Source organism: Primorskyibacter flagellatus (assembly GCF_048268605.1).
Taxonomy (GTDB): domain Bacteria; phylum Pseudomonadota; class Alphaproteobacteria; order Rhodobacterales; family Rhodobacteraceae; genus Primorskyibacter; species Primorskyibacter flagellatus.
Genome location: NZ_JBLWVF010000012.1, coordinates 68,217 through 91,608 on the forward strand (window position 1 = coordinate 68,217; position 23,392 = coordinate 91,608).

The window sequence follows — 23,392 nt, forward strand, 5'->3', positions numbered from 1 at the left end:
CTCGCCATTCGGGTGTTGTCAGGGGTGGTGCGTATTATGCATCGCCGTTGGCATATCTTTGTTCTACCTGCATCGCATCAGGAATCATAGGCTTACTAGGACAAGGCCGAACAACAGGCCGGTCCCGAAACCTCAACAGGAGAGTTTGACAATGACGCGAGACACCCAGAACGGACTTACCCGGCGTAGGGCGCTCACGACTTTCGGTGCGGCTGCAGGTGCTGCCTTTGCAGGCAACCTGGTCGGCATCCGGAAGGCTTGGGCCCAGGATATGCACACGGTATCGCTGCAACTTGGCTGGCTGGCATCGAACGGCATTCTGGGCGAGGTCGCCGCCGCCGATCAAGGTTTCTACGCGGATGAAGGGCTGGAGCTGGATGTCGTGGCCGGTGGCCCGAACATTGATGGCGTCGCTTCTGTCGCCTCTGGCCGTGCCGATATGGGGTCGATCTCTTCCAGCCCGTCACTGATGCTGGCGCGGTCGCAGGGATTGCCGATCAAATGTATCGCCGCAGGCTATCAGCAGCACCCGTTCACATATTTTTCGCTGAAAAAGAATCCGGTGCGCGAGCCCAAGGATCTGATCGGCAAGACCGTCGCCACCAATGGCACCGCGCGCATCCTGCTTCAGGCGATGCTGGCCGCGAATGACATCCCCGAGGATGAGGTGAACGTTCTGGTCATGGGGTCTGACATGTCGCCGCTGCTGACGGGGCAGGCGGATGTCGTGACCGGATGGCGCACCAATACAAGCGCGCTGGCCGTGCTGGGCGATGACCGGGTGGATATGTCTCTGTGGGATGCGGGCGTCAAGCTATACGCAAACCCCTATTACGTCACCGATCAGACACTGGCCGAAAACCCCGAACAGGTCGAAGGCATGCTGCGTGCCAGCGCCCGCGGATGGGCCTGGGTGCATGACAACCCCGAAGCGGCGGTGGATATTCTGGTCAAGCGCTACCCCAACATGGACCGCGACAATGAATTGGCGACGGTTCAGATGGTGCTGGACTACAGCTTCAACGCCAACACGGCAGAGAATGGCTGGGGCACGATGACCCGTGAAAACTGGCAGGCGCAGATCGACGCCTACGACAATCTTGGTCAGTTCGAAAACGCGGCACCCGCCGTGGATGAAATCATGACGCTCGATGTGCTGGAAAAGACCGCTGCATCGCGTGCCAATTACGGATGACAGGTATGATGGAAGCGAAAAACTCCCTTCAAGGACAAAAGGTAGGTGCCCCTGACAAGGCACTTGCCGCCTCGCTCACCGATGCGACGGTGCGGTTCGGCACTTTCACGGCCATTGACGGGCTGAACCTCGATATCGAAGAGGGTGCCTTTTACACGATCCTCGGCCCCTCGGGCTGTGGCAAGTCCACAATGCTGCGGCTGGTCTCGGACCTGATCCCGGCGGCGGCTGGCGACGTGTCGATCTTTGGCAAGACGACAGAACAGGCGCGACTGGCGCGTGAGTTTGCTTTCGTCTTTCAGGACGCGACCTTGCTGCCCTGGCGGTCGGCGCTCAAAAATGTGGAACTGCCGCTGGAGATTGGCGCAAAACGCGGCGTTGACGTGCCCTTGGGCAGCCGCAGCCCGCGTGAGTTGCTGGAGCTGGTCGGCCTGAAAGGGCGCGAGGATGCGCTTCCCCACGAGTTGTCCGGCGGGATGCGTCAGCGCGTCGCCATTGCCCGCGCGCTTGTGTGTCAGCCGAAACTGCTGCTGATGGATGAACCGTTTGGTGCGCTGGACGAGATGACCCGCGACCACCTGAACCTGCAACTGCTGGACATCTGGCGCGAGACCGGGACGACGATCCTGTTCGTCACCCACTCGATCGCCGAGGCGGTGTTTCTGGGCCAGAAAGTCATCATGATGCGCGCCCATCCCGGACGTCTGCGCGAAGTGGTGGATATTGATCTGCCGGAACCGCGCACGATCAAGCAACGCGACCAGCAGGAATTCACCGCCTATTGCGGTTACCTGCGTGACCTACTGGAGACATGCTGATGGCTGTGGCAGAAAATATCACCATGCCCGATCTCGAAGCGGCGGAACGCGCAGAGGCGCGGCGTCGGAAGGTCGTGTCCACCGCCGTGCCGCTGGGCACCGCGGCGGCCCTGATCCTGCTGTGGCAACTGGGTGTGAAATTGTTCGGCGTGCCGACCTATGTCGCCCCCGCACCATCGGATGTGGCCGTCGCCTTTGTCGAGAAATTCGACATCCTGCTGATGAACTTCTGGCCGACACTGATGGAAAGTGTCGCAGGCTTCGCGGTGGGTAATATCGTGGCGATCCTGATTGCCGTGGCCTTCGTGCATTCGCGCCATGTGACCATGGCCTTCTTCCCGATCGCCGTGTTTATCAACACCATCCCGATCCTGGCGATTGCGCCGATTCTGGTGCTGATCTTCGGCCCCGGCATCACCGCCAAGGTGGTCATCGCGGCCCTGATCTGTTTCTTCCCGACGTTGGTGAACATGGTGCGCGGACTTCAGGCCATCAGCCCGCAAGCGTTGGAACTGTCGCGCATCCTGTCCGCCTCCAAATCCGAGGTGTTCTGGAAGATGCGTCTGCCTGCCTCGCTGCCGTTCCTGTTCTCGGCACTGAAGATCTCGGCCACCACATCTGTCATCGGCGCGATTGTCGGTGAATGGGTGGGCGCGGATCTGGGGCTTGGTGCTTTGATCATCGACGCCACGTTCAACTTCAACTCACCCTTGCTTTACGCGACGGTTTTCATGTCCTCCGGCCTGTCGGTGCTGATGTTCGCACTGGTCACACTGGCCGAGAAACTGATCATCCGCTGGTAAAGTAAGTCACTTAATACACACGAGAAATGGCGCCCGGTTCGGCATTCGGATCACGGCGCATCAGGAGGAGTTTGTCAAAATGACCGATCGTATCAAGGATCACATCAGCACCCGTGCCGAACAAGTGCCCGTTGTCGCAGACACCGATGTCGTGGTGATCGGCGCAGGACCGGCAGGCCACGCGGCCGCTGTTTCCGCCGCACGCAACGGCGCATCCGTCACACTGGTTGAACGCTACCACCACCTTGGCGGCATGGCCTCCGGCGGGATGGTTCTGGTGCTGGACGACATGGTGAACGAGGGCAACGAGATTGTCACAACCGGGATCGTCAGCGAGTTTGTCGACCGGATGGAACGTCAGGACGGCGCGGTTTACCCGCCCTCCGAGGATTGCCTGACCAACTGGGAGATGTGGAAAAAGTGGTCCCGCTGGGGTGCCATCGACTTTCACAAATCCGGCATGCCGCAGCCGATCATTCATGCCGTGGCCTTCGACCCCGACGCCTGGAAGCGCGTCAGCCTTGATATGGTCAAGGATGCCAATATCAACCTGCGCACCCATAGCTGGTTCTCCGAAGCGCTGGTCGAGGATAACCGTATCACCGGGGTGATCGTGCAGACCAAACTGGGCCGTCAGGCAATCCGCGCCAAGATGGTGATCGACGCGTCCGGCGATCTGGATGTCGCGTCGTCGGCCGGTGCATCCTTCATCACCGGACAGTTCATCGTCACCACGGTGTTCCGTCTGATGGATGTCGATACGAACCGCGCCGAGGCGTTCGAATACGAGAACCCGGAAGAGTACAAAAAGCTTGACCGTCAGGCGCGTCGCGTGATTGGCGGAGCTTGGGGCATGTGGTGGCTGAAGACGCCGCTGCCCGGTGTGGTGTGGTGCAACTGTCCGCATATGCCCGGCTATGACGGCATGTCGCCCGAACACATGGTCGAGGCGGAATTCGAAGGCCGTCGCCGGATGATGGAACTGCTGGAGTTTGCCCGCAAGAACCTGCCCGGTTTCGAGAATGCCAAGATGCTGGGTGCTGCCGAGCAGATGGGTATCCGTCAGACGCGGCTGTTGCAGGGCGAATATGTCGTCACCAAGGACGATGTGAAATCGCGCCGTCACTTCGCGGATTCGGTGTGCCGGGGCCGTGACTACTATACGCCGTACCGCGCATTGCTGCCCAAGGGCATCGACAACCTGATCGTCGCGGGGCGTCACTACTCGGTCGAAAGCGAAGCGCAAAAACAATCGCGGGAGATTCCACCCTGCATGAGCCAGGGCGAGGCTGCAGGCGTCGCCGTAGCCAAGGCGCTGGACGCAAATTGCGCGCTGCGCGATGTGGACGTCACCTCGATCCAGAAACAGATGCGCGCGCAAGGTGCCGATCCGGGCGATGTGCCCTCGGCCAATGCGCTTGTCGAAGAACCCGTTGACGCGTGAAGGAGTTAACTATGTCTGAACAACATCTTCCATTGGAGGGCGTTCGCGTCCTCGACTTCACCCAGGTGATGATGGGCCCCTGCGCCACGCAGATGCTGGCCGATTTCGGTGCCGATGTGATCAAGATCGAACGGCCCGGTGCGGGGGATCTGTCGCGGAACTTCTTCGGCGAAACCTCGGAGGAGGCGATGAACAACGCGGTTTTCGCCTCTCTCAACCGCAACAAGCGCTCGGTGGAGATCAACAGCAAATCCGACGAAGGCCGTCAGATGATCTATGATCTGGTGGCGCAGTCCGATGTGGTCGTGGACAACTTCCGCGCCGGCGTGATGAAACGTCTGGGCTTTGATTTCGAGACGCTGAAAAAGATCAATCCGCGAATCATCTGCGCTTCAGGCACAGGGTTCGGCGAGGTTGGGCCCTATGCCCACAAGGGCGGGCAGGACGTATTGGCGCAAGCCATGACCGGCGTGATGGAAAAGACCCAGGATCCCGCGATCCCGAAGTCGATCTACCCCACCACGCTGTGCGACTACACGGCCGGCATGCATATGGTGCAGGGCATTCTTGCCGCGCTTCTGGGGCGCGAAAAGACCGGACGGGGTCAGAAAGTCGGCGTGTCGCTCTACGATTCGATCATCGCCATGCAGATGCAGGAGGCCGCGCAATGGTCCAAGCATCGTGAGGTGCTGAACTGGGCCGCCATGCCGCTGACCGGCGTGTTCGACACCACCGACGGTGCGGTCGTCGTGGTCGGGGCCTTCAAGGTCAACCCGCTGCAAGACATCTGCAAAGCGCTTGATCTCGAGGATCTGTCGCCGGAATACCCCAACCTGACTGCTCAGCGGGCCAACAAACCTTATCTGCAAGGTCGGTTCCGCGATGTCTTTGCCACCAACACGACCGCCTATTGGATCGAACGGCTGGAAGAGCAGGATCTGCTTTGCGCGCCGGTAAAGTCGCTGGGCGAGGCGCTGGACGATGAGCAGACCAAGGCAAACGGAATGCTGGTTGATATGGAGCATCCGATCCTGGGGCATCTTACGCTTGTCGGATCGCCCGTGCACCTCAGTGAGGCACCGGTCATCATACGCCATACACCGCCGAAACTGGGCGAGCATACCGAAGAAGTGATCCGCGAGCTTGGCCTTACCGCCGAAGCCCGAAAGGAGGCCGTATGAGCGTCCTGTTCGACGTCAAGGATCACGTCGCCTATGTCACCATCGACCGCGCCGACAGGATGAACGCGGTCGATCCCGACACCGATGCGGCGCTCAACGACATCTGGCAGCAGGTTGAGGCCCGCGATGATATTCGCTGCGTCGTGCTGACCGGTGCGGGAGAGCGCGCCTTCAGCGCCGGTGCCGACATGAAGGCCGGCGGGGGCCATAGCGGGCTGGAATACTGGGCCGCGGCCAACCCGAACGGGTTCGGCGGCATTGCCCTACGGCAAACGCTGAACGTGCCGGTGATCGCGCGTGTGAACGGCCTGGCCCTTGGGGGCGGGTTCGAGATGGTGCTGGGGGCGGATATCGTCATCGCGTCCGAGTCCGCGAAATTCGGACTGCCCGAAGCCAAGGTCGGCCGGCTGCCGCTGGATGGCGGCATGGTCGCGCTGCAACGGCTGATCCCGCGCAACATTGCCGCTGGCATCATGCTGACCGGCCGAATGCTCAGCGCCTCGGATGCCGCGCATTACGGGCTGGTCAACGCGGTGGTGCCTGCGGCGGATCTGGATGCCGAGGTTGCGGCCTGGGTCAAGGACATCCTGTCCTGCGCGCCGCTATCCGTGGCCGCGATCAAGGACACGTTGCGCAACACCGCCCATCTGACACCGACCGAGGCGCGCGACCTGCGCCGCCCCGCGCTGGTGACGGCTCTGCAATCCGAGGATTCCGAAGAAGGCGTCCGCGCCTTTCGCGAAAAACGCGCCCCTGTTTGGCAGGGCAAATAACCGGAGGAGACATGGCACTCGTCATCCAGAACCAATGCATCGACATCAAGGACGGGATTTGCACCACGTCCTGCCCGGTGGACTGCATCTACGAAGGCGAGCGGATGTACTACATCCATCCGACCGAATGCATTGAATGCGGCATGTGCGAATCCATCTGCCCGGTCGATGCAATCCGTTACGACGACGAGTTGGACGCCGAAAACGCCGTGTTCGCCCAGATCAACCGAGAGGTTTTCGAGGACGAAAACGGCGAGATCGTTGAACCGGGCGGATGGCGCAAAGACGACCCGCCCGTACCCGATCACCCCAAACTTGCAGATTACGCCCGGCGCGAACCTGCCGATCAGGAAAGTTGAGGAGACATTCATGCAAGGTATCATTGCCGCCGTGCCAACCCCCGTCGATGCGGCGGGGGTGCCTTCGGAAACGCTGTTTCTGGAACATGCACGCTGGGCACTGGCCAATGGCTGCGACGGGCTGAACGTGCTGGGCTCGACCGGCGAGGCAAACAGTTTTGACAGTGCCACGCGCCGTCAGATCATGGCTTGGGCGGCGCGCGGGCTGGATCTGGACCGGCTTATGGTCGGCACCGGCACGCCGTCACTGGCCGAAACGATATCCCTGACCATCCATGCGGATGATCTGGGCTATCCGGTCGCGCTTGTGCTGCCACCCTATTATTACACGCCGCCATCGGAGGACGGGCTGGTACGCTGGTACACGGCCCTGCACGAGGCTTTGGGCGATCGCCCCATAAAGGTCTGGTTCTACAACTATCCGCAGATGACCGGCTTTGTGATCCCCGAAGAGGTGATCGCCCGTTTGCACGCTCTGGCACCGGAGCGGTTCAACGGGATCAAGGATTCCTCGGGTGATCTGGACTATTGTCGCCGGATCGTCACGGCGCATCCGGGTTTCGCTGTCTTCCCCAGTTCCGAAACCAGCCTGTCGATTGCGCCAGAGGCGGGCTTTGCCGGCTGCATCTCTGCCACGGTCAACCAGTCTGCACCGCTTTGTGCGCGGGTCTGGAAGGGCGAGGCCACGCCCACGCTGATGGAGCAGATCGGCAATATCCGCGCAGCCATCGCGGCCGGACCGCTGATCCCTTCGGTCAAGCATCTGGTGGCGCGGCGCACCGGCAACCCGCTTTGGGCCAACGCGCTGCCGCCCTTCACCAAACTCAGCGACCCGGAACGCGCGGCACTGGATCATATGGTCCCCGAAGAAGAGACGGTTGCCTAGATCGCCCTATAAACAGGAGGCCTTTCCCATGGCTAATGAAGACGTCTGGGCCACACGCTTTGTGGCGCTCGCCCGAGAGATGGCAAGCTGGTCCGAAGATCGCGACCGGCATGTCGGTGCGGTGATCGTGGGGCAGGGCCACGAGGTCCGTGCCAGCGGTTATAACGGCTTGCCGCGCGGGGTTTCCGCGGCAGATGACGCGCGGTTCGACCGGGCCAGTGGCGAGAAATTCCACTGGGTCGAACACGCCGAGCGCAACGCGATCTACAACGCTGCGCGGTCCGGCGCGGCGCTGGAGGGCTGCACGATCTATGTCACGCGGTTTCCCTGCGCCGATTGCGCCCGCGCGATTATCCAAAGCGGCATCGCCCGCGTGGTCAGCCCGGCCCGTCCGGAAAACGACGGCGCGCTGGATCATAGTTTTGAGGTGTCCGAGGTCATGCTGGCCGAAGCAGGCATCGCTTTCACGGCCGTCCCTGAATTGCCGTGAGCTGTTGTCGCGCGACTTCGGAAAACCTGCTTCGGACGGCAGCGCGCCATCCGGTGCGCGGCCGGATACGGGATTGATTTTCCTTTAGAACCACTGACCCGGTTCCATCAGTCCGAGATCAAGCAATTGACGTGAATTCCACTTGAATTGCGTCGAATTGTGCCAGCGGAAATTCTGGATCTCGAAGGTGGAGCCGGGGTTGCGTTTCAGCGCCTTCGCGGTGCGAAAACTGGCAATGACCGAGGTCAGGTTGTGATGCCACGGACAGGCGAAGGTGTTGAACTCTTCGTCGTTGAACGTGTGGTCGTCGCGCAGCAGCAGCCCCGGCTTGGCGCGAAACAGCGAGATCCGGTCAATGCGGCGACGACCCTGGGGGACATGCTCTTCGTAGCGCCAGCGCAGACCGCCGTAGAAATCGAGTTGCCGCTCCTTGGCTTCATGGCTGATCGGATCCTTGCGCGCCAGAGCGTAATACCCCGACATGTCGACCCAGGCATCCTCCAGCGATACGGCATCGGGGTTCTGCACAAGATCGCCGGCATAAAGGTCCAGAACGGTGCTCAGCATCGCGTCGCGCCGTTCCTCGGCATGAAAGCCGAGCATTTCGCCAATCGTGCGGCTTTCGCAAAACGGGAAAAACAGGTATTCGGCGTTGTAGCAGTAATGCAGCCAGACGCCGGGGGCGGCGGCAATGACGGCGTTGACGGCATTGGTCAATGCGCCCTCGGTGCCCATGTCGTAGCTGACCTGATGCACGGTGGTCGCCAGATCGGGCGGCAGCGTTGCCCCCTCGCGCATGAAGACCACGATTTCCGCGAAACCTGTCTTGTGCTGGTGGCGCAGGGTGCTTTCAATCTCGACATCATCTTCGGAAAAGACCAGGGCGACAGGCCCCTTTGCCAGCGCCGGTTTGCCCTTTTCCAGAAACGCCGCTAGCCCCGGATAGATCATCGTGTCTGCCGCCCCTCTGAGGTTTGACGCAAAATCGGTGAAATCGCCATGCATTGCAACCCACCGCCATTTTGCGATATGCCGCCGCTCTGAGACATGCGAGGATTGCGCCATGACCGCGCCGAAGAAACTGTTCATCAAGACCTATGGCTGCCAGATGAATGTCTATGACAGCGAGCGTATGGCCGAGGCCATGGGAGGGCAGGGTTATGTCCAGACGCAAACCGTCGATGACGCGGACATGATCCTGCTCAACACTTGTCACATTCGTGAAAAGGCGGCCGAGAAGGTCTATTCCGAACTTGGGCGCTACAAGGGGCTGAAGGTGGCCAAGCCCGATCTGAAGATCGGTGTGGCGGGCTGCGTCGCGCAAGCCGAGGGCGAAGAGATCATGCGCCGTCAGCCGATGGTCGATCTGGTCGTCGGCCCGCAAAGCTATCACCGCCTGCCAGAGATGGAGGCGAAGATCCGTGAAGGCAAAAAGGCGCTGGACACGGATTTCCCCGAAGAGGGCAAGTTCGACAAGCTGATCGCGCGACCCAAGGCCAAGCGCGGCCCGACCGCGTTTCTGACCGTGCAGGAAGGCTGCGACAAGTTCTGTGCCTTCTGCGTGGTGCCCTATACACGCGGGGCAGAGGTCAGCCGCCCGGTGGATCGCGTGATGTCTGAGGCGCGCGACCTGGTCGACCGGGGCGTACGCGAAATCACTTTGCTGGGCCAAAACGTCAACGCCTATCACGGCGCGGGTCCGAACGGCGATATGGGCCTTGCACAGCTGATCTGGGCGCTCAATGACGTCGATGGGCTGGAACGCATCCGCTTTACCACCAGCCATCCCAACGACATGGACGATGCGCTGATCGAAGCGCATGGCGACTGTCCGAAACTGATGCCTTACCTGCATCTGCCGGTGCAGGCCGGGTCCGACAAGATCCTCAAGCGGATGAACCGGAGCCACACCGCCGCAAGCTATCTGCGCGTGATCGAACGGCTGCGCGCGGTGCGCCCCGACATCCATATTTCCGGCGATTTCATCGTCGGTTTCCCCGAAGAGACCGAAGAGGATTTTCAGGCCACGCTGGATCTGATCGAGGCCGTCCGCTATGGCTCTGCCTATTCGTTCAAATATTCGACCCGCCCCGGCACCCCCGCCGCAGAGCGCCCGCAAGTGCCCGAGGATGAGAAGGATGATCGTTTGCAACGTTTGCAGGCGCTTCTGACGCGTCAGCAACGGCAATTGCAGGACGATATGGTTGGCCGCGACGTCAGCGTGCTGTTCGAAAAGTCCGGTCGCGAGGCAGGGCAGATGGTCGGCAAATCGGAATATCTTCATTCGGTGCATGTCACCGCCGACGGCGTGTTGCCGGGCGATATGGCGCGCGTGCATATCCTTGAAAGCCGGACAAATTCCCTGTCCGGGCAGCTCATTTGAGGTTGCTTGCCCCGACCGGCCTCACCGCTTTGACCGGGCGGGGCGCAAGACGGGTGGCCGACAGCGCCTGTCCCGCCTGATGGGCGGCATTTCACCCAAACGGAACAGAGAACCGTCATATCTCTGTCAGATACATCACATTTTGCGTGTTAGGCTTGCGCTACCCACAAGCTGTTGGCACGATCATGGTGACTCGCAGCAGTGGAGAATTGCGTGGATACAGGCACATTGACCGAAGTCCTGATTGAATTTCCCGACAATCGATTGCTGATCGACCTGTGCGGCGAATATGACCGCAACCTTGCCGATATCGAAAAGCGCCTTGATGTGCAGATCGTGCGCCGTGGCAATCTGCTGGCTATTCTCGGGGAAGAAAGCGCCCAGATCGAGGCGCGAGACGTCCTCAATGCGCTTTATCAACGGCTTGAGGCCGGACGCACCGTCGATCCCGGCGATATTGACCGCGAGTTCCGTATGAACGCACCCGAAGAAGCAGCCCCCGGCGCCGATGCGCAGATGGAGATGTTCTCGGGCGGCAAGGTCGAGATCAAGACCCGCAAGAAGCTGGTCGAACCCCGGACAGAAGCCCAGCAAGCCTATGTGCGGTCGCTCTTCAACAATGAACTGGCTTTCGGGATTGGCCCGGCAGGCACGGGCAAGACCTATCTGGCCGTAGCCGTGGGCGTGAACCTGTTTATCTCGGGCGCGGTTGACCGCATCATCCTGTCGCGTCCCGCTGTCGAGGCGGGCGAAAAGCTGGGCTATCTGCCCGGCGACATGAAGGACAAGGTCGATCCCTACATGCAGCCGCTTTATGACGCGCTGAACGACTTTCTGCCCGGCAAGCAATTGGCGAAGATGATGGAGGAAAAGACCGTCGAGATCGCGCCACTGGCCTTCATGCGGGGGCGCACGCTGTCCAATGCCTTCGTGGTGCTGGACGAGGCGCAGAACGCCACGACAATGCAGATGAAGATGTTCCTGACCCGTCTGGGCGAAGGCAGCCGCATGGTGATCACCGGCGACCGGACGCAGGTTGATCTGCCGCGCGGCATGCCCTCCGGTCTGGCCGATGCCGAACGGCTGCTAAGCCACATCCCGAAGATCGGCTTCAATTACTTCACCTCTGCGGATGTTGTGCGACATCCGCTGGTGGCCGCGATCATCAGGGCCTATGAGGGCGATTCTCAGGGCTAGGGGCAATGCGCCAATCATGGCGCAGATGCCCCGGCTGGATGGACAAGACAATGCTGACCGACACGATTATCGAGGATGACCGCTGGCAGGCGCTCGGGCTTGCTGCGCTGGCCGAGGCGGCGGCAAAGGCAACTCTTGCCCGGCTGATGCTGGAGCCATCCGAATTCGAGATCGCCTTGCTGGCCACCGACGATGCCCGCATCGCCGTGCTCAACGCCGATTTCCGGGGCAAGCCGCAGCCGACAAATGTGCTGAGCTGGCCATCGGACGAACGCGGTGCCGAGGCCGACGGCGACGCGCCGGAACTGCCCGCCCCGGACCCCGACCCGGAACTTGGCGACATCGCCATCGCCTATGACACCTGCGCACGCGAGGCGTCCGAGGCCGGAAAACCGCTCAGCGATCATGTGACGCATCTTATCGTGCATGGTGTTCTGCACCTTCTGGGATATGACCATGTGCGTGACCGCGATGCCACGTTGATGGAATCACTGGAACGCGAGATACTTGGCAACATGGGGTTGCCTGACCCATATAGGGAAGATGACAGGGTCTGATGGCCCGCCTCTGGACAGGAATGATGGACGACAACGAAGAAGGCAGTTCTAGCGCAGCGCAAAGCGCGCAGGACGAAGAACAACAAGACCGGCCGGAAGGATTATTCCGCCGTATCATCGGGGCGCTCAGCCCCAACGACACTGCTGAAGACGCGCCTGACCCCGATCCCGCGGGCAGTGCTGTGCTTTTCTCGCGCGGCATGATCAATCTGCGTCGGATGCGGGTCGAAGACGTTATGGTCCCCAAGGCGGACATCATTGCCGTTCCCGACACAATCGAAAAACGCGATCTGGTGCAGGTGTTCCGCGACAGTGGAATGACCCGTCTGCCGGCGTTTTCCGGCACGCTGGATACGCCCGTGGGCATGGTGCACCTCAAGGACCTCGCGCTCAGCCACGGGTTCAATGGCAACACCACCGAATTCGATCTCGGCACGATGCTGCGGCCGTTGTTGTTTGTGCCGCCGTCGATGCCGATCGGCGTGTTGCTGACCAAGATGCAGACCGAACGCAGGCATATGGCGCTGGTGATCGACGAATATGGCGGCGTTGACGGGCTGGTCACGATCGAGGATCTGATCGAACAGGTCATCGGCGAGATCGAGGACGAACACGACATCGACGAGGGGCAGAACTGGACCCGCGAAACGCCGGGCTGCTATCTGGCGCTGGCCAAGACCCCGCTGGAAGAGTTCGAGGCAGAGATCGACCTGCAACTGGCCGATGGCGAAGAGATCGATCGCGAAGAGATCGACACGCTTGGCGGCCTGGTCTTCGTGCTGGCAGGCCATGTGCCCGCGCGGGGCGAGATGGTGCCGCACCCGTCCGGCGCGGAATTCGAGGTTGTGGATGCCGATCCGCGCCGCATCAAGCGTCTGCGCGTGCGTCTGCCGGGCGCGACCGTGGGGCAAGGGGGCAGAGCGGCTGTGCCCTCACAACAGGCTGCAAGTGGCTGACCAGACGGCGCGGGTGGGGCGACAGGATCGTTGGTTCTGGCACCTGCCGCTTGCCGCCGCTCTTGGTGCCGGGGCCGCGTTGGGGCAGGCACCCTGGGATATTCTGTTCATCGCCATTCTATGCTTTGCTTGCGGGTGTTTTCTGTTTCGAACCGCCCAGTCCGCGCGGGCCTCGGGCTGGACCGGATGGGCCTTCGGGACCGGATATTTCGCGCTCGCCCTTAGCTGGATTCCCGAACCGTTCATGGTGGACGCCGCGCGGGACGGATGGATGGCACCCTTCGCATTGGTGGGTATCTCTGGCGGGCTCGCTCTGTTCTGGGCGCTGCCCTTCTGGCTGGCGCATCGCTTGCGGGGCGGGCTGCTTCTGCTGGTCCCGCTCTGGGCGCTGGCAGAGATGGCGCGCGGCACGGTCCTCACCGGGTTTCCCTGGGGGTTGCCGGGCTACGCATGGGCACCCGTGCCCGCCGTACAATGGGCCGCTGTCATCGGCACTTACGGACTGAGCTTCATTCTGTTCGCCATTGCTGCGCTGCTTGCAACCTTGCGCGCAGGACCGGTGCTGATCGCTGGCGCGGTGACAGCAGCTTTGATCGGAACCGGCGTCTGGATGGGGGGCGGCATCGCGCCCGACGCTGATGCGCCCGTGGTCCGCCTGATCCAGCCCAACGCTGCCCAGCATGAAAAATGGAACCCCGACAAGATCCCGACCTTCTTCAACCGGCAGGTCGATTATACCGCCGCCGAATCGGACCCGCGCCCCGATCTGATTGTCTGGTCCGAAACCGCACTGCCGACCTTGCTGAACCACGCCGACGAGGCTTTGGCGATCATCTCGGACGCGGCGGGGCCGGTCCCAGTTGTGCTGGGCCTCCAGCGGGAAGAGGATTTCACCTATTACAATTCCGCCATCGTGCTAGACGGCAGCGGCACCGTCACGCAGATCTATGACAAGCATCACCTCGTGCCCTTTGGCGAATACATGCCCTTTCCCGGCCTGTTTCGGTCCCTCGGAATCGAGGCTTTGGCGCAGCGCGTCGATGGCAGTTATGGCTCGGGTCCGGGGCCGCGATTGCTTGATCTTGGCAAACTGGGCCAAGCGCTGCCGCTGATCTGTTACGAGGCGGTGTTTCCGCAGGATCTGCGCGGCACCGACCGCCCGCGCTTTCTGCTGCAACTGACCAATGATGCGTGGTTCGGTCAGTATTCCGGTCCCTATCAACATCTTGCTCAGGCCCGGTTCCGCGCCATCGAGCAGGGTCTGCCATTGCTGCGCGCCGCCAATACCGGTGTGTCTGCGGTGTTCGATGCGCGCGGGCGGATGACGGCCAGCCTTGGATTGGGGCAAGCGGGCTATGTCGATGCGGCGTTACCTGCGGCCTTGCCGTCAACGATTTATTCACGCACTGGCGATAGTCCCCTGCTGGTGTTGTTGGTGTTGCTCAGCTTGGGCGCGATCTGGCGGGCGACCCGCGTTTCGCGTTGACCACCTCTGCCTGCCGACGTATCCCGACCTAACTGAAATTCCCGTCACAACGGCTTCCTGGCGTGACGGCAGACATCAATGGAGCACTTCCCATGTCGCGAAACAACTATATCTTCACCTCCGAGTCCGTCTCGGAGGGCCACCCCGACAAGGTTTGCGACCGGATTTCCGACGCAATCCTGGATGCGTTCCTGACCGAAGAATCCTCGGCGCGGGTCGCCTGCGAAACCTTCGCCACCACCGACCGTGTCATCATCGGCGGCGAGGTACGCCTGTCCGACGAGGACAAGGCGCGGAAACTGAGCGACGACATGGCCAGCGTCGTGCGCGACTGCGTTCGCGATATCGGCTATGAGCAGGATAAATTCCACTGGAAGACGCTTGAAGTGACGAACCTGCTTCACGCCCAGTCCAAACATATCGCGCAGGGTGTGGATGCCGCCGAAGGCAAGGAAGAGGGCGCCGGCGATCAGGGCATCATGTTCGGCTATGCCACCAACGAAACCGATGCGCTGATGCCCGCGCCGATCCAGTTCAGCCACGCCATCCTGCGGCGGCTGGCAGAGGTCCGCAAGGACGGCACCGAACCCACATTGCGTCCCGATGCCAAATCCCAGATCTCGCTGCGCTATGAAGACGGCAAGCCGGTCGAGGTCATGTCGATCGTGCTGTCCACGCAGCATTCCGAAGAGAGCCAGACCAAAGACGATATCCGCGCCATTGTAGAGCCTTATATCCGCGAAGTGCTGCCCTCTGGCTGGATCACCGAAAAGACGCAGTGGTGGGTCAACCCGACAGGCACTTTCGTCATCGGCGGGCCGGACGGCGATGCGGGCCTGACGGGCCGCAAGATCATCGTGGACACCTATGGCGGCGCGGCACCCCATGGGGGCGGCGCGTTTTCCGGCAAGGATCCGACCAAGGTGGACCGGTCCGCCGCCTATGCCGCGCGCTACCTGGCCAAGAATGTCGTCGCCGCAGGCATGGCCGAACGCTGCACCATCCAGCTTAGCTATGCCATTGGTGTTGCCCGGCCTCTGTCGATCTATGCCGACACGCATGGCACCGGCGCGATTGAACCTGCCGCGATCGAGGCCGCGATCCCCAGGATCATGGACCTTAGCCCGCGCGGTATCCGCGAGCATCTGAAGCTGGACCGCGCGATCTATCAGGGCACCGCTGCCTATGGTCACTTTGGCCGCGCGCCGGAGGAAAATGGCAGTTTCAGCTGGGAACGTACCGATCTGATCGAGGCGCTGAACAAGTCAGTCTGAAACGCAAGGAAACCCGCCTGTCCCGTGAAGCGGGACAGGTGCCATTCCCGGTTCGTGCCATCGGGGGATTGCAATAGCTGCGCTTGTCCTGCCCGGCAGAGTTTCTCAAGCCTGAAAGAAATCCGGACCATCGCTTGGGGTTGATCCCCGGAGGGGCCTTCGCCTATCGTGCGCCAAATCTTAATTTTTGGTTAATTTGGTGTGCACATGTTACGAATTTCTGCGTTTTCCGCAATTTGTCTAAGCCTTCTGGGCTGCGGCCCGATGCTGGCAACACAAGAAGAGCTTGATACCCGGCAGGCGCTTGCCGCGCAACAATGCGAAGGGCCGTCCTCTGACAGTTGCCAGTTCATCAACAGCCCCGTGAAGCTGCAAAACGACAGCGTCCGCATCGGCTCGCGTCTTGCGGATTTTTATCCGACCGCAGAGCGGCTTGAATTCGTTGATGTCACGCAGCGTCGCTGGGTCGCGCCAGAACGCACGCTGACGGATGGCGCGTCGATTCCACGGATCTTCGTGCCGATTGTCGGGTCGCCCAGGTCGCAGGAATTTGTCAACGCCGCAGCAATCCACGACGCCTATTGCGGTATCGGAAACGAGCAGCTGCCGGAATATCACTCAGCCCCCTGGCAGGATGTGCACCGCATGTTCTACGATGCCCTGCGCGTCGGCGGCACCGAAGCAGGCCGTGCGAAAGTGATGTTTGCCGCCGTCTATCTGGGCGGTCCGCGCTGGAACAGCCCGCCTGAGCGCCTGGATATGGTGCCGGATGCCTACCTCAGGGATGCGATGATCAAGACCCAGACTTACATCGGTGAAAATGATCCTACGATGCCAGAGCTGCTCGCCTATCTGAAATGGCTGGAACGCAGGCTGATCAAGAAATGGGTGCCGGCCAACGAGGATGGCGACAACAATAGCCGGAATGGCCGGGCCGAAACGGGCAGGGACGCTCAGGACGGCGGCACTGACAACGGTGCTGGCATCGCGGGTGGCGAAATCATCGACGGCCCTGCTAGACAAGACGGCGGCACCTTGGCGTTGACTGGCGCAAACTCTGCCGACGGTCTGGCCACTTCCACAGATGTGACCCGCGCTGCCCGCTAACTGGGCTGACAGGGTCGACATTGGGCCGTGCGGCATTGCGCTGCACGCCGCACGGCGCTAGACGCTCTGCCCATGACCGGACAGGACAGGCGTGATACGCACCCTTCAGGCGCCCCGTGGCGCAACTTTTACGGCCGTTTCAAGGGCAAGGCCCTGCGGCCCAGCCAGGAGGTTTATCTTCAGGAAGACCTCGATGCGCTGTCGCCCGGCACGGTGGACTGGGAAACCAACCCGGATCGCAACCCTCTGGATCTTACGGGCCTGTTTGGCGATGCCCCGGTCTGGCTGGAAATCGGCTTTGGCGGCGGCGAACACATGGTGCATCAGGCGGTGCGCAACCCCGGCACAGGCATCATCGGCTGCGAACCCTATATCAACGGCGTCGCCATGTTGCTGGGCAAGATCCGCGATGCGGGCACCACCAATCTGCGGGTTCATCCCGGCGATGCGCGCGATATGTTCGACGTGCTGCCAGCGGCTTCCATCGACCGCGCCTTCCTGCTCTACCCCGATCCCTGGCCGAAAAAACGCCACCATCGCCGCCGTTTCGTAACGCCCGATCACCTTGCACCGCTGGCCCGTACCCTCAAACCCGGTGCGATCTTCCGCGTGGCCACGGATATTCCCGACTATGTGCGCCAGACCCTGGAACAGGTCCCGCGCTTCGGTTTCGAGTGGCTGGCCGAACGCCCGCAGGATTGGCGCGAACCGTGGGAGGACTGGATTCCCACCCGCTACGAGCAGAAAGCGCTGCGCGAAGGCCGCAGGCCGCATTATCTGACCTTTCGTCGAACGAAAGGCTGACCAAGGGCCGCACGACAGGTGATTTACGCCCCCTTCCGCTTGCGCTATCAGACGACCAACTCGCAGTTCACGCAAAGGTCTTCAGATGTCTGCACATGGCACCCCGATCCCGATGATGTCGCGCAAGTCCGGTCCGCTTGTCGGAGAGGCAAACGTACCGGGGGACAAGTCGATCTCGCACCGTTCGCTCATCCTTGGCGCGATGGCCGTGGGCGAGACGCGCATCACTGGCCTTCTTGAAGGGCAGGACGTGCTGGATACCGGCAAGGCCATGCGCGCCTTCGGGGCCGAGGTCGAGGATCTGGGTGGCGGCAATTGGCGCGTGCAGGGCGTGGGTGTCGGCGGCTTTGCCGAGCCGGACAACGTCATTGATTGCGGCAACTCGGGCACCGGCGTGCGGTTGATCATGGGGGCCATGGCCACCACGCCGATCTCTGCCACCTTCACCGGCGATGCCAGCCTCAATTCGCGGCCCATGGCGCGCGTCACCGATCCGCTGGCGCTGTTTGGCGCGCAGGCAGTGGGGCGTGCCGGTGGCCGTCTGCCGATGACAATCGTGGGGGCGGCAGATCCGGTCCCCGTGCGCTACACCACACCCGTCCCGTCTGCGCAGGTCAAATCCGCCGTGCTGCTGGCGGGGCTGAACGCGCCCGGCCAGACAGTGGTGATCGAGAAGGAAGCCACCCGCGATCACACCGAACGGATGCTGGCCGGTTTCGGTGCCGAGATCACCACCGAGGTCACCGACGAAGGCCGCGTCATCACCCTGACCGGCCAGCCGGAACTGAAGCCGCAGGACATCATCGTGCCGCGCGACCCAAGCTCTGCGGCCTTCCCGGTCTGTGCCGCGCTGATTTGCGAAGGCTCAGATGTGCTGGTGCCCAATATCGGTTTGAACCCCACGCGTGCGGGCCTGTTTACCACCCTGCGCGACATGGGTGCCAACCTGACCTACGAGAATGAGCGTGAAGAGGGCGGCGAACCCGTTGCCGATCTGCGCGCGCGCTACTCGCCCGATATGCGTGGCATCGAGGTGCCGACCGACCGGGCCGCCAGCATGATCGACGAATACCCGGTGCTGTCGGTCGTCGCCACCTTCGCCAGGGGCCGGACGCTGATGGCCGGCGTCAAGGAATTGCGCGTCAAGGAATGTGACCGCATTGATGCGATGGTGACGGGCCTGCAAGCCAATGGTGTGCAGGTTGAGGAAGGCGACGACTGGTATGCCGTCGAAGGGCAGGGGCCGGGTGCCGTGCAAGGCGGGGCCGAGGTGCAAAGCCATCTTGACCACCGAATCGCCATGGCGTTTCTGGTGATGGGGCTGGCCACGCAAACCCCGGTGCGGGTCGATGATGGCGGGCCGATTGCGACCTCCTTCCCGATATTCGAGCCGCTGATGGCAGAACTCGGGGCACAGATCGAACGATCGGGGACCTGACGCGCGCCGCGCAAGCGGTTTTACAACCTCATTCAGGGGGAATTTTTATTGGCTTTCACCATTGCAATCGACGGGCCAGCAGCCGCAGGCAAGGGCACGATCTCCAAGGCGGTGGCCGCGCATTTCGCCTATGCCCATCTCGATACCGGCCTTCTTTACCGGGCGGTCGGGCGACGGATGCTGGACGGGGTTGACCCGTTGGAGGCCGCAACCTCGCTGCTGGCCGAGGATCTTGAGGCGGATGATTTGCGCACGCCCGACGTGGCACAGGCCGCCAGCCGGGTCGCGGTGATCCCCGAGGTGCGCGCCGCATTGGTCGATTTCCAGCGCGCCTTTGCCCGGCGCGACGGCGGGGCCGTGCTGGACGGGCGCGACATCGGGACGGTGATCTGCCCCGATGCCGAGGCCAAGCTGTTCGTCACCGCCAGCGCCGAGGTGCGCGCCGAACGCCGCTTTCGCGAATTGCTTGACCGGGGGCTGGAGACCACGTTTGAAACCGTCCTTGCCGATGTTCGCGAACGCGATACGCGCGACATGGACCGGGCGGCCGCACCATTGCTGCCGGCCGAGGATGCCGTGCAAATCGACACATCGGGCATGAGCATCGACGATGCCGTTGCCGCCGCGATTGCCGCTGTGACACAAAAGGGCGCAACGCAGGCCTAGTCACCTTGGCCTAGATCCCGCGCGCCGCCTCTGCAAACGCGGCGATTCTTGCGGCATCCTTCACGCCCGGCGCGCTTTCCACGCCAGAGGACACATCCACCTGCCGCGCCCCGGTCATCTGCACCGCCAGCGCCACGTTCGCGGGCGTCAGCCCGCCTGCCAGCATCCACGGCACTGGCCAGCGCCGCCCGGCGATCAGCCGCCAGTCGAAGGCAAGCCCGTTTCCGCCCGGCAATTCGGCACCCTTGGGTGGCTTGGCATCGACCAGAAGCTGGTCGGCAACACGGCCATAGCTGTCCAGCGCGGGCAGGTCCTCTTCCGAGGCGACTCCGACCGCCTTCATCACCGGCAGGCCGTAACGCGCGCGGATCTCCTGCACCCGCTCGGGCGTCTCGCGTCCATGCAGTTGCAACATGTCCAACGGCACCTGGTCCGTGATCTCGTCCAGCAGCGCGTCATCGGCATTCACCACCAGCGCGACCTTCGCCAGTCCCGGCGGCGTCAGCAAGGCAAGCGCGCGCGCCTGCGCGGTAGTCAGGTTGCGCGGCGATTTCGGGAAGAACACGAAACCGGCATAGGCCGCGCCCGCATCGGACACGGCCTTGATGTCAGCCTCGGTGCCGAGGCCACATATTTTTACACGGATGTCGGACATCGGCGCAGGCTTAGCGCGCCTCGTCGAGAATGGCGAGAACCTCGTCCTTGCCCTCGTCACGCTGGCCTTTGACACGGCGCAGCTCACGCTCCAGCTTCTTGACCTCGGACGCCTTGCGGCTGGCCTCGGCACGCACTTTGTGCTCGCGCAGCCACTCCCAGAAGAAGCCGATCAGCAGGCCTGCGGCAATCCCGCCGAAAATCACGATGAACAGCGGCAGCTGGATGGAATGGGTCAGCCCCAGCAAATCGGCCAGTTCCGCAGGCAAAAGCCGCAACGTGACGAAGCCACGATTGGCCAGAGCCACGGCAATCAGCACAATGGCCATAGCGCCCAGGAAGGCATAGCGAATGTAGCGCATGAAGTTTACTTTCCGTTCAGCCTGTCGCGCAGCAGCTTGCCGGTCTTGAAGAAGGGCACATGTTTCTCCTCGACATCGACCGACTCTCCGGTGCGCGGGTTACGTCCCACCCTCGCATCCCTTTTCTTGACGGAAAAGGCCCCAAAGCCGCGCAGTTCGACGCGATCTCCGCGTGCCATCGCGTTGGTAATCTCTTCAAAGATCGTATTCACGATCCGCTCTACATCACGTTGATAAAGATGCGGATTATCATCCGCGATCTTCTGGATTAGCTCCGACCGGATCATATATGTTGCCCCCCTCGGGCATGCCCCACGGTTCTCGTTTATCCTGAGAACTATAGGATCAAACGCGCAAAAAGGAAATGTTTTCCGGGCGTTGGAGGCCGAATAATTGTGATGTATCTCGCCGCGTACCGCCGAAAACGCGCCGGACCGTCATCACAAGCGCGATGCTGCGTTGCGGCATTGATGCCGATGGGCACATAACGCCCTGCGGCCAGCACTTGATTCGTATACAATCATGCGATTTCATTCCGAACATAATCCGAGACTTTATTGCTACGCAGGAATTTTGCATGGGGCCAGTCACCCGTTTTCTGAACGACGTTGTGGACGAACTCGAAACATTGGGGCTGACGGGGGTGTCGCAGCGGGTTCACTACCGGCGCAACGGCGATCAGGCAGCGCAGAAATACTATTTTGACGTGATGACCGCCAAGGCAGACGGTGCTTTCAAATACAAGATGCTGCCCGATTACAAATCCGTCCTGCATCAGTTTGAGGAAAACCCGAATACCAATACCGATGCCTTCAATACCAAATGGGTCAGCACCACCGGGGAGCGCGAAGAATACGTTTTCAAATACGTTGGAACCGCACAGACCGGGCGGTTCGCCATGCTGACGGACGATTACAATCTTTCCACATCCAGTGGTTATTTCGAATATTCCAACCGCAATATCGGCACCTATAATTACCGCCCCAGCGGGGACGTTCCGGGCCACACCGCCTTTGATATTCTGCCATGGGTCCTGTGGGGCAATAACGAGGCGGACGCGAACGACTGGCCGCGTCACGAACGGCTGCAAGCGCTGCTGGACTCGCTTGGCCAGCCATTTTACAGCAGCCTGACCAATCTGAATGCCGCAATTGAAGCCTCCTACAATCCGGACCTGCCAGCGCCGAACAGGTCGGCAGGGAGCATGGGCGCGGACGTCTTCATCGCCACCGCCGGCCAGGATTTCTTCATCGGCAGGGGTGGTAGGGATACTGTCGACTTTTCGCTGTCAGACCGCGCCGTCAGCGTGTCTTTGATCCGCAGCTACGAGGACGGGCAGGGGTTCGACGGCTGGGCGAAAGGCGATGGGTTCTGGAATATCGAAAACCTCGTCGGGTCAGACTTCGGCGACATTCTTATCGGGAACGGCAAGGCAAACCTGCTTGAAGGCGGGGCAGGCGCGGACATCCTGTCAGGCATGGGCGGGAATGACACGATTGACGGTGGCGCAGGGGCCAACACGATTTTCGGCAATTACGGTGACGACACGATCTATGTGCACAACATCCAGACAGAGGTCGATGGCGGTGTCGGTTTCGACACGATCATCTCGACCATGTGGCAGCTTCATACCGGTTATTACGCCACTTTCGCCAATGTCGAGGTCTTCAGGCTGATCGACTCCGGCCCGTTGGCGGAAACTGCCGAAGACATATTCGGGTCAAACGCCGATGAAGTGCTGATTGGAAACCAATACGACAACAGGCTTTCCGGGGCCGGGGGCAGCGATTTTCTTGACGGCGGGTTTGGCAACGACGATCTGGAAGGTGGGCTGGGCAATGACACCTATGTTTTTCGCGAGGGCTGGGGCGTGGATGTGGTCGGCGAAGAGGGCGGTTGGGACAGGCTGAGATTCCCCGATACGTCGCTGGATGATCTCAGGCTGGTGCGCGAGATCGGCGTCAACAGCGGCCATCTCAGCATTTACCACAGCAATGGCACCGATCATGTCTTTGTGGGGAATCATTTTTCCGCCGCCGCGTACCGGGCAGACCGGCTGATCGCGAAAGACGGCGTTCTGGATCTTCGCGCGGGGCTGCCCTTCACCGGAACGGATGCAAGCGACAGCCTGGCCGGCACCGACTACGCCAGCGGAGATTTCATCGACGCCGCCGGCGGGGATGACGGGATCTATGCCGGTGACGGCGCCGACACCATCATCGGCGGGTCCGGCAACGACCTTCTGTCGGGCGACGGTGGTGACGACATTTTCATCTTCACGCCGGGTTTTGGGCATGACGAAATCTACGAAGCCGGCGTCTATCAGGGCGAGGTGGATTCCTCCGGCGACACGATCAGGATGAACGGGTTCTCAATCGGCGCCGTCAGCGCCGACGTCGATTCGCAGGGGCGGATGACCATCTCGGTCACGGACGCGTTTGGGGCAGTGACCGACAGCATCTTCATTCACAGCCAGACCTACAATTACGGCGATGGCAATCTGATCGAATGGATCAGCTTCGATGACGGTGCCTTGATGCCCCTGACAGAGTTCTGAGG

At 61.6% G+C, this 23,392-nt stretch carries 24 protein-coding genes and 1 riboswitch; of the genes, 20 read left to right on the plus strand and 4 right to left on the minus strand.

The genetic code is table 11. The features are described 5' to 3' along the window. Positions 1-151: 151 nt before the first annotated feature. From ACN0WV_RS13495 to ACN0WV_RS13535, 9 genes are all read left to right on the plus strand, one after another. Positions 152-1,195 (plus strand): ABC transporter substrate-binding protein, encoded by a 1,044-nt coding sequence (locus tag ACN0WV_RS13495; RefSeq protein WP_417606447.1) that lies wholly within the window; start codon positions 152-154, stop codon positions 1,193-1,195. Beyond that, on the plus strand, positions 1,192-2,013 hold the full coding sequence (locus ACN0WV_RS13500; RefSeq protein WP_235866626.1) for an ABC transporter ATP-binding protein: 822 nt from the start codon (positions 1,192-1,194) through the stop codon (positions 2,011-2,013). Before ACN0WV_RS13495 ends, ACN0WV_RS13500 begins: the two co-directional genes overlap by 4 nt. Continuing rightward, the gene (locus ACN0WV_RS13505; protein ID WP_417606448.1) at positions 2,013-2,816 is read left to right on the plus strand and encodes an ABC transporter permease; all 804 of its coding nucleotides are present in this window, start codon (positions 2,013-2,015) and stop codon (positions 2,814-2,816) included. Before ACN0WV_RS13500 ends, ACN0WV_RS13505 begins: the two co-directional genes overlap by 1 nt. Before the next feature lie 79 nt (positions 2,817-2,895). Then, positions 2,896-4,260, plus strand: a complete 1,365-nt coding sequence (locus ACN0WV_RS13510) for an FAD-dependent oxidoreductase (protein ID WP_084353424.1) — start codon at positions 2,896-2,898, stop codon at positions 4,258-4,260. Positions 4,261-4,271: 11 nt separating this feature from the next. Then, positions 4,272-5,441: a CaiB/BaiF CoA transferase family protein gene (locus ACN0WV_RS13515; protein ID WP_417606450.1), complete on the plus strand. Its 1,170-nt coding sequence runs from the start codon at positions 4,272-4,274 to the stop codon at positions 5,439-5,441. Continuing rightward, positions 5,438-6,214: an enoyl-CoA hydratase-related protein gene (locus ACN0WV_RS13520; protein WP_417606452.1), complete on the plus strand. Its 777-nt coding sequence runs from the start codon at positions 5,438-5,440 to the stop codon at positions 6,212-6,214. Before ACN0WV_RS13515 ends, ACN0WV_RS13520 begins: the two co-directional genes overlap by 4 nt. 11 nt (positions 6,215-6,225) lie before the next feature. Further along, the gene (locus tag ACN0WV_RS13525) at positions 6,226-6,573 is read left to right on the plus strand and encodes an indolepyruvate ferredoxin oxidoreductase subunit alpha (protein WP_084353421.1); all 348 of its coding nucleotides are present in this window, start codon (positions 6,226-6,228) and stop codon (positions 6,571-6,573) included. Positions 6,574-6,583: 10 nt separating this feature from the next. Then, positions 6,584-7,459 carry a dihydrodipicolinate synthase family protein gene (locus ACN0WV_RS13530; RefSeq protein WP_417606454.1) on the plus strand — a complete coding sequence of 292 codons (876 nt, stop codon included), beginning with the start codon at positions 6,584-6,586 and terminating at the stop codon, positions 7,457-7,459. A 28-nt stretch (positions 7,460-7,487) separates the two neighbouring features. Further along, positions 7,488-7,949: a deoxycytidylate deaminase gene (locus ACN0WV_RS13535; protein ID WP_417606456.1), complete on the plus strand. Its 462-nt coding sequence runs from the start codon at positions 7,488-7,490 to the stop codon at positions 7,947-7,949. An 84-nt stretch (positions 7,950-8,033) separates the two neighbouring features. On the opposite strand, the gene ACN0WV_RS13540 is transcribed toward ACN0WV_RS13535, so the two are convergent. After that, positions 8,034-8,900, minus strand: a complete 867-nt coding sequence (locus tag ACN0WV_RS13540) for a hypothetical protein (protein WP_417606500.1) — start codon at positions 8,898-8,900, stop codon at positions 8,034-8,036. 112 nt (positions 8,901-9,012) lie between these two features. On the opposite strand from ACN0WV_RS13540, the gene miaB reads away from it, so the two are divergent. The 10 genes from miaB to ACN0WV_RS13590 all read left to right on the plus strand — a co-directional run bounded on the left by miaB (position 9,013) and on the right by ACN0WV_RS13590 (position 19,817). Next, positions 9,013-10,332 (plus strand): tRNA (N6-isopentenyl adenosine(37)-C2)-methylthiotransferase MiaB, encoded by a 1,320-nt coding sequence (miaB, locus tag ACN0WV_RS13545; protein ID WP_417606458.1) that lies wholly within the window; start codon positions 9,013-9,015, stop codon positions 10,330-10,332. Positions 10,333-10,545: 213 nt separating this feature from the next. Then, on the plus strand, positions 10,546-11,529 hold the full coding sequence (locus tag ACN0WV_RS13550; RefSeq protein WP_417606462.1) for a PhoH family protein: 984 nt from the start codon (positions 10,546-10,548) through the stop codon (positions 11,527-11,529). A 50-nt stretch (positions 11,530-11,579) separates the two neighbouring features. Further along, on the plus strand, positions 11,580-12,086 hold the full coding sequence (ybeY, locus tag ACN0WV_RS13555; protein WP_417606502.1) for an rRNA maturation RNase YbeY: 507 nt from the start codon (positions 11,580-11,582) through the stop codon (positions 12,084-12,086). A 23-nt stretch (positions 12,087-12,109) separates the two neighbouring features. Then, positions 12,110-13,042 carry a transporter associated domain-containing protein gene (locus tag ACN0WV_RS13560; protein ID WP_084353482.1) on the plus strand — a complete coding sequence of 311 codons (933 nt, stop codon included), beginning with the start codon at positions 12,110-12,112 and terminating at the stop codon, positions 13,040-13,042. Then, the gene (gene lnt, locus ACN0WV_RS13565) at positions 13,035-14,528 is read left to right on the plus strand and encodes an apolipoprotein N-acyltransferase (RefSeq protein ID WP_417606464.1); all 1,494 of its coding nucleotides are present in this window, start codon (positions 13,035-13,037) and stop codon (positions 14,526-14,528) included. The genes ACN0WV_RS13560 and lnt overlap by 8 nt, the downstream gene beginning before the upstream one ends. A 38-nt stretch (positions 14,529-14,566) precedes the next feature. After that, a riboswitch (SAM-SAH riboswitch) is annotated at positions 14,567-14,614 on the plus strand. Between the two features lie 6 nt (positions 14,615-14,620). After that, positions 14,621-15,802: a methionine adenosyltransferase gene (gene metK, locus ACN0WV_RS13570; protein ID WP_417606466.1), complete on the plus strand. Its 1,182-nt coding sequence runs from the start codon at positions 14,621-14,623 to the stop codon at positions 15,800-15,802. Positions 15,803-16,009: 207 nt separating this feature from the next. After that, positions 16,010-16,909 carry a DUF1353 domain-containing protein gene (locus ACN0WV_RS13575; RefSeq protein ID WP_084353413.1) on the plus strand — a complete coding sequence of 300 codons (900 nt, stop codon included), beginning with the start codon at positions 16,010-16,012 and terminating at the stop codon, positions 16,907-16,909. A gap of 72 nt (positions 16,910-16,981) precedes the next feature. Next, the gene (gene trmB / locus ACN0WV_RS13580; RefSeq protein ID WP_417606468.1) at positions 16,982-17,713 is read left to right on the plus strand and encodes a tRNA (guanine(46)-N(7))-methyltransferase TrmB; all 732 of its coding nucleotides are present in this window, start codon (positions 16,982-16,984) and stop codon (positions 17,711-17,713) included. Between the two features lie 85 nt (positions 17,714-17,798). Beyond that, entirely contained in the window at positions 17,799-19,151 is a 1,353-nt protein-coding gene (gene aroA, locus ACN0WV_RS13585) for a 3-phosphoshikimate 1-carboxyvinyltransferase (protein ID WP_417606470.1), read from the plus strand. Positions 19,152-19,199: 48 nt separating this feature from the next. After that, complete coding sequence (locus ACN0WV_RS13590; protein WP_417606472.1) at positions 19,200-19,817, plus strand: (d)CMP kinase; 618 nt, start codon at positions 19,200-19,202, stop codon at positions 19,815-19,817. A gap of 10 nt (positions 19,818-19,827) precedes the next feature. Here ACN0WV_RS13590 and ACN0WV_RS13595 read toward each other — a convergent pair whose 3' ends face one another. The 3 genes from ACN0WV_RS13595 to ihfB are packed head-to-tail and all read right to left on the minus strand — an operon-like array spanning position 19,828 to position 21,120. Next, complete coding sequence (locus ACN0WV_RS13595) at positions 19,828-20,472, minus strand: phosphoribosylanthranilate isomerase (protein ID WP_417606474.1); 645 nt, start codon at positions 20,470-20,472, stop codon at positions 19,828-19,830. A 10-nt stretch (positions 20,473-20,482) separates the two neighbouring features. Next, positions 20,483-20,833: a lipopolysaccharide assembly protein LapA domain-containing protein gene (locus ACN0WV_RS13600; RefSeq protein WP_417606476.1), complete on the minus strand. Its 351-nt coding sequence runs from the start codon at positions 20,831-20,833 to the stop codon at positions 20,483-20,485. A 5-nt stretch (positions 20,834-20,838) separates the two neighbouring features. Then, positions 20,839-21,120 carry an integration host factor subunit beta gene (gene ihfB / locus ACN0WV_RS13605; RefSeq protein WP_084353407.1) on the minus strand — a complete coding sequence of 94 codons (282 nt, stop codon included), beginning with the start codon at positions 21,118-21,120 and terminating at the stop codon, positions 20,839-20,841. Positions 21,121-21,410: 290 nt separating this feature from the next. Here ihfB and ACN0WV_RS13610 point away from each other — a divergent pair, with 290 nt between their 5' ends. Then, positions 21,411-23,390 (plus strand): hypothetical protein, encoded by a 1,980-nt coding sequence (locus tag ACN0WV_RS13610; RefSeq protein WP_417606478.1) that lies wholly within the window; start codon positions 21,411-21,413, stop codon positions 23,388-23,390. Positions 23,391-23,392 lie beyond the last annotated feature (2 nt).